This window comes from Synechococcus sp. MIT2312 (assembly GCF_059772315.1).
Map to the genome: position 1 here is coordinate 1,773,855 of NZ_CM186281.1, position 15,822 is coordinate 1,789,676.

The window sequence follows — 15,822 nt, forward strand, 5'->3', positions numbered from 1 at the left end:
CGTCAGGTCTGACGCAGGGCATCAAGGGCTTCGGAGAGGGCAGCGCGCATGGCGGGCTCCAGTGGAACGAGGGGAAGTCGGGGAGCACCCACCGGCCAGCCACTCAACTCGAGAGCGGCCTTCACCGGAATGGGATTGGTGGTGGCGAACAGGGCTTTGAACAGCGGCAATAACTGCTCATGCTGCGAAAGGGCGACAGCGTTCTGACCAGCCAGATAGGCCTCAATCATGTTGCGCAGTCGGCGACCCACGACATGACTGGCCACACTCACCACGCCCACGGCGCCCACAGAGAGCATGGGCAGGGTGAGTGCGTCGTCGCCGCTGTAAATCGCCAGGCGATGACCGCAGGCCTGTCGTAGTTGGGAGACTTCTTCCGTGGTTCCGCTGGCGGCCTTGAAGCTCACCACATTGGCGCAATTCATCAGCCTGGCAACTGAGGCCGGCTGCATGTTGCAACCTGTCCTGCCGGGGATGTTGTACAGCATCAGCGGCAGGTCAGAAGCAGCTTCGGCAATGGCACGGAAATGGGCTTCCATCCCGTCTTGAGGGGGTTTGTTGTAGTAGGGCACCACCACCAATGCACCATCGGCACCGGCTGCCGCCGCCTCACGGGTCGCCTCCACCGCCTCACGCGTGCAGTTACTGCCGGTTCCCGCCAGCACATGCACGCCAGGCCCCACGGCCTGACGCACTGCCTCAAACATCTTCAGTTGCTCGCTCCAGCTGAGCGTGGGGGATTCGCCGGTGGTGCCGCACACCACCAGGCCTTCTGATCCCTCATCCACCAGGTGACGTGCCAGACGACCAGCGAGCGCCAGATCCACGCCACCCTCTGCATCGAAAGGGGTGACCATGGCTGTCACCAAACGGCCAAAAGGGGTGGGAGAGAGTTCTGCAGCAGTGCTCATGGCGTTCAGGCGGCGGGCAACAGCAGTTCAGCGATCTGAATGGCATTGAGAGCCGCACCTTTGCGGATCTGATCTCCACACAGCCAGAACTCAAGCGCGTTCTCTTCACTGATGTCCTGTCGAATCCTCCCCACAACCACCGGATCACGGCCAGTCACGTCCGTCGGCATGGGAAAGCGATTGCTGGCAGGGTCCTCGAGCAGATCCACCCCGGGGGCAGCGGCGAGCAACTCGCGGGCTTCCGTCACGGGGAAAGGCTCAGCGAATTCCACGTTGACTGCTTCTGAATGGGCGCGCAGGACCGGCACCCGTACACACGTCGCCGAGAATCGAAGCTGCGGCAAACCCATGATCTTGCGGGTTTCATGGACCATTTTCATTTCCTCTTCGCAATAACTGTTGGACTGCAGTGGAGAGTTGTGCAGAAAAAGGTTGAAAGCCAATGAGTGGGGGAGAACCTCACTCTTGGGCGTGCCGCCATCAAGCACCACTCGGGAAAGATCCTTCAGTTCCTCCATGGCCCTGGCTCCGGCACCACTCGCTGACTGATAAGTGCTCACGACCACCCTGTGCATCGGACGCTTCGCAGCCAGAGGGGCCAGAGCCAGCGTGAGCAGGATCGTGGTGCAGTTGGGATTGGCGATCACACCGTTGTGCTCAGCAGCAGCCTGCGGATTCACCTCAGGAACCACCAGGGGCACGCCGTCCTCCATGCGGAAGGCACTGGAGTTATCCACCATCACGGCACCGGCGGAAACAATCGCTTTACGCCATTGGCGCGACACCGAACCGCCAGCGGATGCGAGCACCAGATCGACGCCCTGAAACGAGGACTCGCAGACTTCCTGAACCGTGATCGTCTCTGCGTTCCATTGACAGACCTGCCCAGCGGAACGGGCAGAGGCCAGCAGACGCAGCTCACCAACCGGAAAGTTGCGTTCCTGAAGCAGCTGAAGCAATTCCTGCCCCACCGCACCACTGGCACCAAGAACGGCCACCGTTAAAGGTCGATTCGGTAACGAGTAAACGGGGGTCAAACGGACGGTGACACAGAGACTGACGGGCAGGTGGTGCAACCACCGGCTGCAACGACCCTGAACACTTGAAGCCAGGGTGTGGCTTTTCCTACAAAGCAGCTTACGCGGGGGTGATGGTCGGGCACTTAATTAATGTGTTGGGCTGCTTGTACCTGCGACCCAGCCGATGAGTGCCGCCAGCCTGAAGGTTTCCACCTCCTCCCGTCCCGGTAGCCGACTGGCTGTGGAGGTCGCTGTTCCAGCGGAACGCTGCGAAGCCAGTTATGAGGAAGCGATCAAGCGGTTGAGCCGCAGTGTCAATCTGCCGGGGTTCCGCAAAGGCAAGATTCCCCGCACCGTTCTGGTGCAGCAGCTGGGAGCTCTGCGGATCCGCGCCACAGCGCTGGAAACGCTGGTCGACAGCGTCTGGCGCGATGCCCTTGAACAGGAAACCATCGAAGCTCTCGGCCAGCCGGAACTGAGCGGCGGCTTCGATGAACTGCTGGAAAGCTTCAAACCGGGTGAAGGCATCACGGTCACGCTGGAAACCGATGTGGCTCCAACGCCGAAGCTGAAGAGCACGAAAGGTCTGAAAGCCGAGGCGGAGAGTGTCAGCTACGACCCGGCCCGCGTGGACGAGATGCTCGAGGATTCACGCCGCCAGCTGGCCACCGTGGTTCCCGTGGAAGGACGCAAAGCGGAGAAGGGAGATATCGCTGTTGTGGGATTCAAGGGCAGCTACAGCGACGACGGCAGTGAGATCGAGGGCGGCAGCGCTGACTCCATGGATGTGGACCTCGAGCACGGCCGCATGATCCCCGGCTTCATTGAAGGCGTGGTGGGCATGGCGGTCGGCGAGAGCAAAACCGTGGAGTGCACATTCCCCGATGACTATCCCAAGGAGGATGCACGCGGTCGCAAGGCCAACTTTGAGATCGAACTGAAGGACCTCAAAACCCGCGAGCTACCTGAACTGAACGACGACTTCGCCAAGCAGGCCAGCGAACAGGAGTCTCTGGCTGATCTGCGCAGCGACCTTGAAAAGCGTCTGAAGGATGACGCCGAGCGCCGCGCACGCAGCAACCGGCACGACGCCCTGCTGGCCGCACTCGTGGAACAGCTCGAGGTTGAGCTTCCCGAAAGCCTGATCCAGCAGGAGGTTCGCAATCTGGTGGAACAGACCGCTGGACAATTTGCCCAGCAGGGAATGGATGTGAAATCTCTGTTCACTCCTGAACTGGTCCGCAACCTGATGGACTCCTCACGCCCTGAAGCGGAGGAGCGCCTGCGCCGAAGCCTTGCCTTAACAGCCCTGGCAGAGAGTGAAAAACTCACAGTCGACGACGGTGAAATTGACGCCAAGCTCGAGGATGTGAAGCAGCAACTCGCGGGCGAACGCGACATCGACCCCGAGCGTCTTCGTGAGGCCGTGTTGGACGATCTGCTTCAGGAGAAACTGCTGGGTTGGCTGGAAGAGAACAGCACCGTCACCGACAAAGCACCTGACGACTCAGGCAAAGAGAGCAAGGGAACTGCCAAGAAAGCCGCAGCCAAGAGTGGCAAACCCGCTGAAAAGAAAAAAACCACCAAGGCGAAAAGCGCCAAGAAGGGCAGTGATGACGCCGAAGCCTGATCTGCAGCCATAGATTGCATGCAAAGCCCGCCAGCCGCCGAGTGATCGACGTCCGCAGTCACCATCCAATTCAGAACCGCTGGCAGGGGATTCAACCTGTGTCGCAGCATCCTCAGGCAGCTCCTGGGGTGTTGCCCACGGTGGTTGAACAGTCGGGTCGAGGAGACCGCGCCTTTGACATCTACTCCAGATTGTTGCGGGAGCGGATCATCTTTCTCGGCACCGGTGTGGACGATCAGGTCGCGGACGCCCTTGTGGCTCAGCTGCTGTTCCTCGAAGCGGAAGATCCCGAAAAGGACATTCAGATCTACATCAATTCCCCAGGCGGCTCTGTGACAGCGGGTCTGGCGATCTACGACACCATGCAGCAGGTGGCGCCTGACATCGTCACCATCTGCTACGGCTTGGCAGCGTCCATGGGAGCTTTCCTGCTGTCCGGAGGTGCCAAAGGCAAGCGACTGGCGCTTCCCAATGCACGAATCATGATTCACCAACCCCTCGGTGGTGCTCAGGGCCAGGCTGTTGATATTGAAATCCAAGCCAAGGAAATCCTGTTCCTCAAGGAGACTCTCAACGGTCTGATGGCCGATCACACCGGCCAGCCCTTGGACAAGATCGCCGAAGACACGGACCGTGACAATTTCATGTCTCCAGCTGAGGCCGTCGATTACGGCCTGATTGATCGAGTGGTGGACAGTTTCGGAGACGGAGAAATCGTTACGGAGGGCTGACATCAGCCCGTTCTGTCGCGATCCTCAGTGTCTGGGTTGAGATCCGTCTGACCCAGCTCTGTGTTCCGACTGACCTGCGAAGCGCCCGATGGCCAAGTTCGACGCCCATCTGAAGTGCTCCTTCTGCGGAAAGTCCCAGGAGCAAGTTCGCAAGCTGATTGCAGGCCCAGGTGTCTACATCTGTGATGAGTGCATCGATCTCTGCAACGAGATCCTGGATGAGGAACTGATCGACGCGCAGGGTGGTGGCCGGCAAGGCAGTGAGCCGACGCGCAAAAGCGGCTCAAATCAGACCCGCAAGACCACAAAACCTGCCCCTACCCTCGCCTCCATTCCCAAACCACAGGAGATCAAGGGTTTCCTTGACCAGCAGGTCGTGGGACAGGACGCTGCCAAGAAAGTGATGTCAGTGGCGGTTTACAACCACTACAAGCGCCTGGCCTGGCAGGGCGATGGCAAAGGGGAAACGGAACAGACCGCCACCCGGCTGCACAAATCCAACATTCTTCTGATCGGCCCCACGGGCTGTGGCAAGACGCTGCTTGCCCAAACCCTGGCGGAGATGCTGGATGTGCCCTTCGCCGTGGCCGACGCCACCACCCTCACAGAAGCGGGCTACGTGGGCGAAGACGTGGAGAACATTCTGCTGAGGCTGCTGCAGAAGGCCGACATGGATGTGGATCTCGCCCAACGGGGGATCATCTACATCGACGAAATCGACAAGATCGCCCGCAAGAGCGAAAACCCATCGATCACCAGGGATGTTTCCGGTGAGGGGGTGCAGCAGGCACTGCTCAAGATGCTGGAAGGCACCGTGGCCAATGTTCCACCCCAGGGCGGCCGCAAGCACCCTTATCAGGACTGCATCCAGATCGATACCAGCCAGATCCTGTTCATCTGTGGCGGTGCGTTCGTGGGTTTGGACGATGTGGTGCAGAAACGCATGGGGCGCAACGCCATTGGCTTCGTGCCCAGCGACGGCCGCGGTCGCGGCAAGGCAACACGCGATCTTCAGGCTTCCCAGGTGTTGCGTCACCTCGAGCCGGATGACCTGGTGAAATACGGGCTGATTCCTGAGTTCATCGGTCGCATGCCGGTGAGCGCTGTTCTCGATCCACTGGACGAACATGCTCTGGAATCCATCCTCACCGAACCCAGGGATGCTCTGGTTAAGCAGTTCCGAACGCTGCTGAGCATGGACAACGTGAAACTTGACTTCGAGGCGGGAGCCATCGAAGCCATCGCTCAAGAGGCGCATCGACGCAAAACCGGTGCTAGAGCCTTGCGCGGCATTGTTGAAGAGCTGATGCTCGACCTCATGTACGAGCTCCCCTCTCGCAAAAACGTGCCTGACTTCACCATCACCCGCGCCATGGTGGAGGAGCACACAGGCGGGAAGGTGGTGTCTCTGCCCGGCAACGATCGCCAGCAGGAATCAGCCTGATCGGAACAACACAGCTTCGGTGATGCTTAACAAGCCGCCCTCAGACCCAACCGATGCGGTTCGGAAGACCCCCACTTTCTGAGCCTGTCTGAGCAGGAACTTCGCGAGAGACTCAGTTCAGCCCTCGATCAAGGCCATGGCCACCGCCGACCATCTGAGGGTTCCTCGTCAGCACGGTTTGTTCCTGCATCACGGGATCGATCTGGGCGATGGCTCGGTCGCCCATTACCTGGAAGGTCGGGAAATCCTGCGCAGCTCACTCGAAGAGTTCAGCAGGGGGCAGGAGGTGAGCATGGTCAGCCATGAACAGGCATCACCGGCGGGGGTGACTCTGAGAAGGGCGATGAGCAGAGTTGGCGAACAGAACTACAACCTGCTGTTCAACAATTGCGAGCACTTCGCCAACTGGTGCAAAACAGGGCGGCATCGGAGCGGTCAGGTGGAGGACTGGCTCCATACAGGCAGCCTCGGTGCACTGGCACTCGGCCAGCTGATGCCTGCGGCCCTGCTCACCGGCATTGGTGTGCTGCTGCGCAAGGGAATGATCGATGAGCAGTCACGCCAACGTGCCAAGCGAGCTCTGGAACAACTCCAGAAACTGCGAATCCATCTGATGCAGAAACTGGACAGCACCCTGGAACAGGCGGAGAACTGGATGCAAGGCATGCCTGGTCAGGGGGCTGATCAACGCGTGAATCGACGCAGTCGGCAGCTGTTGCTCACAGGCCGGAGCATCGCCGATGAACTCGCAGCCGTTGAAGACATGGAAGACAAGCTCCATTCACTGCTGGATGAGACCTCTCAAAGAGAAAACACAGTCTGACGACCTGAACCTCGGTAGCCTCAGAATCCTGCCGGCAGTGCATGAGCCAGCCGTATCAGCCACTGCATCACAAGTACCGGCCCCAACGGCTTGATCAGCTGGTGGGTCAGGAAGCGATTGCGGCCACCCTCGGCCATGCCCTGCGCACCGGACGCATTGCCCCCGCCTATCTCTTCAGCGGACCTCGGGGAACGGGTAAAACCTCCAGCGCTCGCATCCTGGCCCGTTCACTCAACTGCCTCAGCAATGACGGCCCAACGCCGGAACCCTGTAGCAACTGCGAACTGTGCAACACAATCGCCTCAGGCACAGCACTGGATGTCATCGAGATTGATGCCGCCTCCAACACCGGCGTCGACAACATCCGCGACCTGATCGAGCGTTCAAGGTTCGCTCCGGTGCAGGCGCGTTGGAAGGTTTATGTGGTCGACGAGTGCCACATGCTCTCCACCGCAGCCTTCAATGCGCTGCTCAAGACGCTGGAGGAACCACCTCCACAGGTGGTGTTCGTGCTGGCCACAACCGACCCACAGAGGGTTCTACCCACCATCCTCAGCCGCTGCCAGCGATTTGACTTTCGGCGGATTCCTCTCGATGCACTCGAGCAGCACCTCCAATGGATCGCTGCGGAGGAATCGATTCCAATCCAACCGGATGCTCTGCATGTGGTGGCCCAACGAGCCCAGGGTGGCCTGCGCGATGCAGAGAGCTTGCTGGATCAGCTCAGCCTCCTGCCAGGACCGATCGAAGCCGGAGCGGTATGGGATCTGCTGGGAGCAGTTCCTGAGCAGGAGTTGCTGGAGCTGGTGAAGGCCATGAGCACCAGTGAGCCAGTCACGCTGCTGGAAGCGAGCCGGCAACTGCTTGACCGCGGCCGTGATGCCGGATCGGTACTGCAGGGCATGGCCGGGATCCTGAGGGATCTCGTGCTGATGGCCGCTGCTCCAGATCGACCTGAACTCACCGGTGTCTCCCCACAGTTCCGCGATCAGCTGCCGGGCCTGGCCAAATCGATTGGTCGGACACGACTGCTGCAGTGGCAGGCCCAGCTTCGAGGCGCTGAACAACAGCTGCGTCAGAGCGTTCAACCTCGCCTCTGGCTGGAGGTACTGCTGCTCGGTTTGCTGGCTGAACCAGCCGCCGCGACAAGCCCAGCAACCTCATCACCGGCACCAGCTCGAGTGAGATCTGCGGTTCCTGTGGCCTCAGCAGCTATTCCAACATCAGCGCCTGCCCCAGCACCAGCTGTTGCTTCAGCAGCCATCGCTTCAACAGCCATCGCTTCAACAGCCGTTGCCTCAACAGCCGACAGCTCATCAGGTGTGCCAGCGGTGAGCCTTCCCGACACATCCAACGCCCACACGCCGCCTTCACAAGCAGCAGCATCCGAGCCCCCAGCTGAAACAGCTGCAACCACTCCCGCCCCAAGCGAAGACCTCGGAGAGCTCTGGCAACAAATCCTGGCCAGCCTGGAACTCCCCTCCACGCGCATGCTGCTGTCGCAGCAGGCCCGGCTGGTCCGGATCGACAGTCACCGTGCCGTCGTGCAGGTCTCCGGGAACTGGATGGGCATGGTGCAGAGCCGCGCAACCTTGCTGGAAAAAGCGATTGCAACTGCCATGGGAGGCAACCGTCAGCTGGTGCTCGAAAACCATGGAGGCGCAGCACCCATGGCAGCTATGCCGAACCCAACAGCATCCACACCGGCACCACCGCCGGCACCAGCTCCCGGCAACGGCGTTCAACTGCCTTCCCCCCCTCCATCGGCCGCTGTGGTGCCGAACAATCCAGCATCACCGGCACCCACATCAGCAACGGCTGCCCAGCCGCCGCCGGCGACTGCAGCCCCCTCGATTGCCACCAGCCAGGCAGCACCGGTTCAGACAGGCACTGGCGCCGTGTCGACTCAACCAACAACACTCCAGCCAGTGCGCCCTGAACCTTCAGCCATGGATGAAAAGGTGAAGCGCTTCGCTGACTTCTTCAATGGTCAGGTCCTGGACGTGGACCTCAACAACTAGATCCCAGGTTCTGAAGCCTGAAGCGTCTCGTCCTGTCCGCTGTGCGTGGTCTTGGCCCAGACAAGTCGTTTGGGAAGAAACGCCATGCGCAAGGTGACCCAGGGGATCACAAGGAACCAGTGACCGAGATAGGCGATGCCGAGTAGAAGATTCAACAGACCCGGCGAGGGCAAATCGGGCCCTTCACTGGGGCGTCGACAGCCGCGCCAATATGCCACCCCAGACACGCTGAAGGCCACGATCGACAGAGGCCAGTAAGCCGGAGTGGTGCGGCTGATCACACTCGTGAACAGATCCGCCCATGAGACCACGGGAAGGGCGTACTGAAGCAGAAAGAAACAGGCCACATCCCTGCGCTGAGAAAGGGTCAGACGCGAAGAAATCAATCCCGGCCAGTAGTCGAGAAAGCGTTGCAAGCCTCCTTCAGCCCAACGCTGGCGCTGCTTCCAGAGTGCCTGAAGCGACTCAACGGCCTCCTCCTGCACGGGTGGATCCCAGAGGATGCCGATCCGAGCTCCCTGAAGCATCAATCGAAAACTCAGATCCAGATCGTCAGTGACGGTGTCCTCATTGAAACCACCACAGGCCTCCAGTAGATCCCGGCGCAACAGCTCACCATTGCCGCGCAGTTCAGCCACACCACCACCGGCAAGCCGCCCATCCTGAAGCTGGGCATCAAAGGCCATCTCCATGGCCTGAACACGAGTTAACCAGTTGCTGCTGGCATTCGTGACCGCTTTTCGCATCTGAACTGCAGACCAATCACCGCTAGTTGCGAAGGGCATCAGCCGTTCCAGCTGATCTGCACTCAGCTGTGCATCCGCATCAAGAATCAGCAGCCATTCACCCTGGGTTTGAGCCAGAGCGGCATTGAGAGCTCCCGACTTTCCCCCGCCGGCATTCCGAGGCCGGCTGATCACCCGCAAGGACGGGAAACGGGTCTGAAGCTCTGCGAGACGATCGGGAGTGCGGTCTTCGCTACCGTCGTCCACCACATACAGGCTTAGTCGACCGTCGGGGTAGCGCAAGGCACTGAGGCGCTCCACCAGGCGAGTGACCACCGCTTCCTCATCACGGGCGGCAACCACCACATCCAGCGTGGGGAAGACCTTTTCTGATAGTGCCGCTGACATGGACAGGGAATCGTCCGGGTCGCTGCCAGTGCTCTGCGTGGTCTGCTGATCAGAACCTCGCATCAGGGTGCGCAGGGCGTATCCGCCAAGCAACATCGCCAGAGTGAAGGCAGGAATCAGGCTCCGGGATGGATCCAGCCAATGGGGCGCCGCGCCGGCCCAGCCACAGGCCGCCAGGAAGAAGACCGTCTTGCCGCGGCGGTGATCTCCAGTCCCTGCGGCCACAACCCTCCCACCACGACGAAACATGGCGACTTTAGGGGGCCTCAGCAGGAGCCGACCCAGCAGGGGCTGTGAATGGCCCCAACTGAGTTCCCGGGTAGTAGTGCTGCAGGATTCGCTGAGCACTCCAACCGCGATCAGCCAGATCGATTGCACCTGCCTGGGACAGCCCCACTCCGTGGCCAAATCCCCCGCCTTGGAAGCGCCAGACCCCTGCCCCTTCAACATCAACAACGAACAACGTGCTGGGCAAACGGCGAAGGGTGCGCCTGATGGCATCCAGTTTCAAGACCACAGGTTCGGCGCCAGGATCTCGATCAATCTCAAGGGCCAGGACCCGTCCGCTGGGCCCGCGCTTCTGCACGCTCATCGATGTCGGGGCTGCATCTCCCTGGCCTGCTGCTGCCAGGGCCTGACCTAGCTGTCCTGCGGTGTAAACACGGCTCCAGCGAAAACGGGGATGACCTGCTCCATAGGCACCACCGCCGTTGTTCAACAGAGACTTCACGTCCTGGTTGCTGCGCAGAGGCAAGGAGATGGATTGACCCCAAACGGCCGCACCATCCGCCTGCACCTGTACATAAGGAAGTGGATCCATGTTCCAGGCCTCCTCTGCGAGCGCACTCACTCCGCCATTGGTCGCGTGATAAACCGCATGAATCGGCTGGCCATCCCACAACAAGACCTCCCCGGAGGTGGCACGGATGGCCTGGCGAACTGCTGGGCTTGCCAGCCGTGGATCGCTGTACACCTGGCATTGAGTGTCACTGCAGAGGTGATATCCATCCAGAGCAAAACGATGGCTATTGGCCAAAGCCCAGGTGCGGGCCAGCACGGCCTGGGCCTGCAGTGCAGCCGCTGGAGATCCCGCTCCGATCTCATGAGGCACCACCCCCTCGAGATAACGCTCCAGCGGAAGCTGCTCCAGCAGCGTCCAGCTGCCGTAGGCGTCCGCCTGCAGACGAAACGGTCCGCGCAGAACACCATTGTTCCAACGCATGCCATCAGGAGCTTGCACTTGCAGAGGCCCCTGCAGGGTGCGTCCTCCCTCGGGCCCCTCGAGCACGGGCATCACAACACTGCTGATGCGCTGACTGACCTCACGCAGGGACACACCTGCAAGATCAAGCGCATGAGCTGGAGCCCAAACCTCCCATTCGCCTGGATGGGCCACCTGAGCCTCCACCCCCTGACCACGCCATCGCTGAGCGATTTGATCGGCTGACTCGAAACTCGCAAAGGGTCCGGCAACACGTCGGGCCACATCGAGAGGTTCCGGGAGAGCGACGCGTCGCCAGCTGAAGCGCAGACGGTCAGCCGACAACACAAGCTTTCCGGCCTGATCCAGCAGTTGCAGAGGAGCAGCTCCCGCGCTGATCAACGTCAATTGAGCAGCCGATCGATCGGACCGAGTTCCTGCACCGAGATGATCGTCAAGTGACACCCAGAGAACGGAATTCCTGGCCGAGGGCGGCAAGGGCACGCTTCGATGAGTGGGCACCACAACAGCCTCATCTCGAGCTTCAGGCGTAGGCGAAGACAGCTCGATGACCCGGGCCTGACAACCCAGGCCCGCCCAGACCGGAAGCCAAATCCAGGGAAGAAGCCTGAAGACTGCAACTGGAGCGGAACGGGGCATCACAGCGGACTGGACAGCTGATCTGAGCATGAACCTGAACAAAGGGTTTGGCTGAAGGCAGGGTGAGGTTCTATGTTTGTCGTTTGTGCCACGCGCTGCCAGAGAAATGCCCAAGCTCAAGACCCGCAAAGCAGCCGCCAAGCGGTTCAAAGCAACAGGCACTGGCAAATTCCTGAGACGCCGGGCGTTTCACAATCACCTGCTGGATCACAAAAGCCCGAAATTGAAGCGACACCTGAAAACGAAAGCTGTCGTTGATCGAACCGACGAAGAGCGTGTATCCCTGATGATGCCTTACGCCTGAGTCGCGGCCTGCTTCTTTAGCAGTAACTCAATTCACATCTCCCCTTAATTCCCTTTTTCAAGACCCATGGCACGCGTTAAAAGAGGCAACGTCGCCCGTAAGCGTCGCAACAAGATTCTCCGTCTGGCTCGCGGCTTCCAAGGCAGCAACGGAACTCTCTTCCGCACCGCCAATCAGCGGGTCATGAAAGCTCTGTGCAACGCCTACCGCGACCGGCGCCGACGCAAGCGCGACTTCCGCCGTCTGTGGATTGCCAGGATCAATGCAGCAGCACGCTTGAACGGTGTGAGCTACAGCCGTTTAATCGGTGGCCTCAAAAAGGCTGATGTACGCATCAACCGTAAAATGCTGGCACAAATGGCCGTGGTGGACCCCTCCAGCTTCGCCAGTGTGGTGAATGCAACCCAGGGTTGAATAGCGTCCCTTCACGGGAGCTCAGCCAGCCTTCATGAATTCCTTCCTGCCTCAGACCTACCTGCTTGGACTGATTGGCCTGCTTGCTGTTGCTGCCGTGATTGCAGGGCGTCAGCTTCTGCGGGTTCGACGTGATGAATTAGAGCTCAACAGACTCGAGCAATCCGAAGCAGGATCCTCGAAGGATGCTGGTGATTTGTATGAGCTTGCCTCCGTCCAATTACGCAAACGTCTTTATCCCAAGGCCACAGCAACATTGCGTCAGGCCGTGAAACGCCTGAACAATGAACCTCAGGAAGCTCGGGCTCTGATCCAGAACGCCTTGGGATTTTCCCTGGCTGCTCAGAAGGATTTTTCAGGAGCGGTAAAGCATTACAAATTTGCTCTGCAGGCCAAACAGGACTATCCAGTGGCTCTGAACAATCTCGCATTTGCTCAGGAGCGACTGCTCAACAGGGAGGAAGCAGCAGACCTCTACCGCAAAGTACTGGCACTTGAGCCGACGAACAAAACGGCAAAAAACCGACTCAAACGTTTGGAACGAGCAGCAGGCGGCAAAACAACCAGCTCATTCATCGAATCGCAGAAGAACTCACCAGAGAGCTCTGACAGCAGGGGCTTCTGAACCAGGGCAGCTTGGAGCCAAGCTCAGGCTGCCGCCGCGATTGGTGAGCCGTGGAGCCTGCCAGCTCGAAAGCGATATCCCCTGAAGAGCGAGGTAATTACCACCAGGCTCGAGGTCGTCCGTGAGCTGGCTGGCGAGCGGCAGCAAATCCACCTGATCCGATGAGGCATTGAGATTGCCTTGCACAGGCGTGCTGATCTCTCCGATCTGCATGTTTCCCCTCAAATCAACCATCTGGCCGATGGGCTGAACACTTGCAAATGTGAGTTTCACATCAACGCTGTTGCCGCTTGAAAACGACATGTAACTGCCACACCACTCTCTCGGCATCGACATTGCGATATTGGCGGCCCTGGCAATCGGATCAAAACGCTGAACCGAACCTTCAAGATCAAGTGGCTCCGTCAAGGCGGAGGCATCGAGAGGTAATGACGGTTCGAACGTCGCCGGGATCTCAATCGGCGCGTTCATGTCCATAGTAATGGGCATGACGTGAACGGATGATGGCCGCAGGGTAGGTCCCTCAGCCGTGGCCTGTTCGACTTCCGATCCGGTTCCCCACCAGTCCGCAGCTCATTCAATGGCTTCGACCCCGTCCAGCACCGACCCACTTCTGATCGGTGGTCGGCAGTTCAACAGCAGGCTGTTCACCGGCACGGGCAAGTATCCGAATCTGGAAGCGATGCAGCAAAGCCTCGTTCGCTCCGATTGCGACATGGTGACCGTGGCCGTCAGGCGTGTTCAGACCGTGGCAGCCGGCCACGCCGGTCTGATGGATGCCATCGACTGGAAACGCATCTGGATGCTGCCTAACACTGCTGGCTGTGCCAACGCAGATGAAGCCGTGCGTGTGGCCAGGCTGGGCCGCGAGCTGGCCAAGCTGGCAGGTCAGGAAGACAACACGTTTGTGAAGCTGGAGGTGATTCCCGACAGCCGGCATCTTTTGCCGGATCCCTTCGGAACTCTCGAGGCTGCTGAACAGCTTGTGAAGGAAGGATTCACAGTGCTGCCCTACATCAATGCCGATCCGCTGCTCGCCAAACGGCTTGAAGAGGTGGGCTGCGCAACAGTGATGCCCCTGGGTTCGCCGATCGGATCCGGGCAGGGGCTGCGCAACGCATCAAACATCGCGCTCATCATCGAGAACGCCGGTGTTCCTGTCGTCGTGGATGCCGGGATCGGGGTCCCCAGTGAAGCCGCCGCCGCTCTGGAAATGGGGGCCGATGCGGTCTTGGTGAACAGCGCCATTGCCCTAGCAGGCAACCCTGCGGCGATGGCTGAAGCGATGGGTCAGGCGGTTCAAGCGGGCCGCACTGCTTACCTTTCTGGTCGACTGCCGAAACTTGACCAGGCCAGTGCCAGCTCCCCGACAACCGGCCTGGTCAAGTAACGACTGGTGAAGTCACATGAAGCAAGCGACATAAAAGTGGTCATTGAGCAATTGCACTCATAAGGTCCGTCCAGTCACAACGGACCCATGCAGGTCACAACCGAAGAAGGTGGACGTCTGAATGCCTTCGCCAAGGAGCCCCGCATGGAGGTCATGGCCAAGGAAACCAGCCGCAGCAGTGCCTCAAGAGCGTTGATCATCAGCGGCTCATTGCTGGTGGTGGCACTGATGGCCCTAACCGTGGCGATCAGCTGAAAACCCTGTAGTAGCTTGCACCTCATTGGCGGCTCGCACGCTTCAGCAGGAGTTTGGGGTGAAAGTTCTCGTTCTCGGTGGTGACGGCTTCTGCGGCTGGCCCTGCGCCGTGAATTTGGCGGACCAGGACCACGATGTTGTGATCGTGGACAACCTGAGTCGCCGCAAGATCGACATCGACCTGGAGGTTGAATCGCTCACACCGATTGCCAACATCGGTGATCGACTCAAAGCCTGGGACGAGACCGGCGGCAAACCCATGCGCTTCGTGCACATGGATATCGCCCACGAGTACGAGCGCCTGGTGGATCTGCTCAACCAGGAGAAACCTGAAGCGGTTGTGCACTTCGCTGAACAACGCGCAGCTCCCTATTCGATGAAAAGCAGCGCGACAAAGCGCTACACCGTCGACAACAACGTCAACGGCACTCACAACCTGCTGGCCGCCATCGTGGAATCCGGCCAAGACATTCATGTGGTCCACCTGGGCACCATGGGCGTCTACGGATACGGCTCCCACAGAGGTGCCACCATTCCTGAGGGCTACCTGAAAGTTGAAGTCCCCCAGCCCGATGGCAGTCGCTTCGAGGAGGAAATCCTCCACCCTGCGAGCCCGGGCAGCGTCTATCACATGACCAAGACGCTGGATCAGCTGCTCTTCCTCTACTACAACAAGAACGACAAGGTCCGCATCACCGACCTCCATCAAGGCATCGTCTGGGGCACGAACACAGAGGCGACCGATCGCGACCCTCGGTTGACCAACCGTTTTGATTACGACGGCGACTACGGAACAGTGCTCAATCGCTTCCTGATGCAGGCGGCCATCGGCTATCCACTCACCGTGCACGGCACTGGAGGCCAGACCCGTGCGTTCATTCACATCCGCGACTCCGTGCGCTGCGTTCAGCTGGCCCTGGACAACCCGCCAGAACAAGGCGAACGAGTCAAGATCTTCAACCAGATGACCGAAAGCCACCAGGTGGGCGAACTGGCCAACAAGGTTGCAGCCCTCACTGGAGCCAAGGTGAACAACCTGCCCAACCCCCGTAATGAAGCCGTTGAAAACGACCTAATCGTGGACAACCGTTGTTTCATTGAGCTGGGGCTCAACCCCACCACACTGGATGATGGTCTGTTGAAGGAAGTGGTGGAAATCGCCACCCGTTACGCCGATCGCTGCGATCGCAACCGCATCCTCTGCACCTCTGCCTGGACCAAAACCCAGGCACAAGCCATCGGCTCCGCCTCCTGATCAGGC

16 protein-coding genes are annotated in these 15,822 nt (G+C 59.8%); 11 read left to right on the forward strand and 5 right to left on the reverse strand.

Annotation, left to right across the window (positions count from 1 at the left end):
- Positions 1-2: 2 nt before the first annotated feature.
- Both dapA and AC6EI9_RS09995 read right to left on the reverse strand, forming a co-directional pair.
- Complete coding sequence (dapA, locus tag AC6EI9_RS09990; RefSeq protein ID WP_498467631.1) at positions 3-911, reverse strand: 4-hydroxy-tetrahydrodipicolinate synthase; 909 nt, start codon at positions 909-911, stop codon at positions 3-5.
- A 5-nt stretch (positions 912-916) separates the two neighbouring features.
- Positions 917-1,909, reverse strand: a complete 993-nt coding sequence (locus AC6EI9_RS09995; protein WP_498467632.1) for an aspartate-semialdehyde dehydrogenase — start codon at positions 1,907-1,909, stop codon at positions 917-919.
- Positions 1,910-2,114: 205 nt separating this feature from the next.
- Here AC6EI9_RS09995 and tig point away from each other — a divergent pair, with 205 nt between their 5' ends.
- The 5 genes from tig to AC6EI9_RS10020 all read left to right on the forward strand — a co-directional run bounded on the left by tig (position 2,115) and on the right by AC6EI9_RS10020 (position 8,579).
- Positions 2,115-3,560 (forward strand): trigger factor, encoded by a 1,446-nt coding sequence (gene tig / locus AC6EI9_RS10000; protein ID WP_498467633.1) that lies wholly within the window; start codon positions 2,115-2,117, stop codon positions 3,558-3,560.
- A gap of 41 nt (positions 3,561-3,601) precedes the next feature.
- Positions 3,602-4,291: an ATP-dependent Clp endopeptidase proteolytic subunit ClpP gene (gene clpP / locus AC6EI9_RS10005; RefSeq protein ID WP_115126032.1), complete on the forward strand. Its 690-nt coding sequence runs from the start codon at positions 3,602-3,604 to the stop codon at positions 4,289-4,291.
- Between the two features lie 88 nt (positions 4,292-4,379).
- On the forward strand, positions 4,380-5,735 hold the full coding sequence (gene clpX / locus AC6EI9_RS10010; RefSeq protein ID WP_498467634.1) for an ATP-dependent protease ATP-binding subunit ClpX: 1,356 nt from the start codon (positions 4,380-4,382) through the stop codon (positions 5,733-5,735).
- A gap of 136 nt (positions 5,736-5,871) precedes the next feature.
- Positions 5,872-6,558 carry a lecithin retinol acyltransferase family protein gene (locus AC6EI9_RS10015; RefSeq protein WP_498467635.1) on the forward strand — a complete coding sequence of 229 codons (687 nt, stop codon included), beginning with the start codon at positions 5,872-5,874 and terminating at the stop codon, positions 6,556-6,558.
- Between the two features lie 41 nt (positions 6,559-6,599).
- Positions 6,600-8,579 carry a DNA polymerase III subunit gamma/tau gene (locus AC6EI9_RS10020; protein ID WP_498467636.1) on the forward strand — a complete coding sequence of 660 codons (1,980 nt, stop codon included), beginning with the start codon at positions 6,600-6,602 and terminating at the stop codon, positions 8,577-8,579.
- On the opposite strand, the gene AC6EI9_RS10025 is transcribed toward AC6EI9_RS10020, so the two are convergent.
- Both AC6EI9_RS10025 and AC6EI9_RS10030 read right to left on the reverse strand, forming a co-directional pair.
- Positions 8,576-9,961 carry a glycosyltransferase family 2 protein gene (locus AC6EI9_RS10025; protein ID WP_498467637.1) on the reverse strand — a complete coding sequence of 462 codons (1,386 nt, stop codon included), beginning with the start codon at positions 9,959-9,961 and terminating at the stop codon, positions 8,576-8,578. The two genes, AC6EI9_RS10020 and AC6EI9_RS10025, sit on opposite strands and share 4 nt — an antisense overlap.
- 7 nt (positions 9,962-9,968) lie before the next feature.
- Complete coding sequence (locus AC6EI9_RS10030) at positions 9,969-11,573, reverse strand: SpoIID/LytB domain-containing protein (RefSeq protein WP_498467638.1); 1,605 nt, start codon at positions 11,571-11,573, stop codon at positions 9,969-9,971.
- Between the two features lie 106 nt (positions 11,574-11,679).
- Between AC6EI9_RS10030 and rpmI the strand changes: the two genes are divergently transcribed.
- The 3 genes from rpmI (at position 11,680) to AC6EI9_RS10045 (ending at position 12,916) form a co-directional block, all read left to right on the forward strand.
- The gene (rpmI, locus tag AC6EI9_RS10035) at positions 11,680-11,877 is read left to right on the forward strand and encodes a 50S ribosomal protein L35 (protein ID WP_498467639.1); all 198 of its coding nucleotides are present in this window, start codon (positions 11,680-11,682) and stop codon (positions 11,875-11,877) included.
- Positions 11,878-11,943: 66 nt separating this feature from the next.
- Positions 11,944-12,291 carry a 50S ribosomal protein L20 gene (gene rplT / locus AC6EI9_RS10040; RefSeq protein WP_498467640.1) on the forward strand — a complete coding sequence of 116 codons (348 nt, stop codon included), beginning with the start codon at positions 11,944-11,946 and terminating at the stop codon, positions 12,289-12,291.
- A 34-nt stretch (positions 12,292-12,325) separates the two neighbouring features.
- Positions 12,326-12,916 (forward strand): tetratricopeptide repeat protein, encoded by a 591-nt coding sequence (locus AC6EI9_RS10045; RefSeq protein ID WP_498467641.1) that lies wholly within the window; start codon positions 12,326-12,328, stop codon positions 12,914-12,916.
- On the opposite strand, the gene AC6EI9_RS10050 is transcribed toward AC6EI9_RS10045, so the two are convergent.
- Positions 12,884-13,324 (reverse strand): hypothetical protein, encoded by a 441-nt coding sequence (locus AC6EI9_RS10050; RefSeq protein WP_498467642.1) that lies wholly within the window; start codon positions 13,322-13,324, stop codon positions 12,884-12,886. The two genes, AC6EI9_RS10045 and AC6EI9_RS10050, sit on opposite strands and share 33 nt — an antisense overlap.
- 172 nt (positions 13,325-13,496) lie before the next feature.
- On the opposite strand from AC6EI9_RS10050, the gene AC6EI9_RS10055 reads away from it, so the two are divergent.
- From AC6EI9_RS10055 to AC6EI9_RS10065, 3 genes are all read left to right on the forward strand, one after another.
- On the forward strand, positions 13,497-14,306 hold the full coding sequence (locus tag AC6EI9_RS10055; RefSeq protein WP_498467643.1) for a thiazole synthase: 810 nt from the start codon (positions 13,497-13,499) through the stop codon (positions 14,304-14,306).
- 87 nt (positions 14,307-14,393) lie between these two features.
- Entirely contained in the window at positions 14,394-14,561 is a 168-nt protein-coding gene (gene psb34 / locus AC6EI9_RS10060; RefSeq protein ID WP_498467644.1) for a photosystem II assembly protein Psb34, read from the forward strand.
- Positions 14,562-14,619: 58 nt separating this feature from the next.
- The gene (locus AC6EI9_RS10065) at positions 14,620-15,816 is read left to right on the forward strand and encodes an NAD-dependent epimerase/dehydratase family protein (protein WP_498467645.1); all 1,197 of its coding nucleotides are present in this window, start codon (positions 14,620-14,622) and stop codon (positions 15,814-15,816) included.
- Positions 15,817-15,822: the final 6 nt, after the last annotated feature.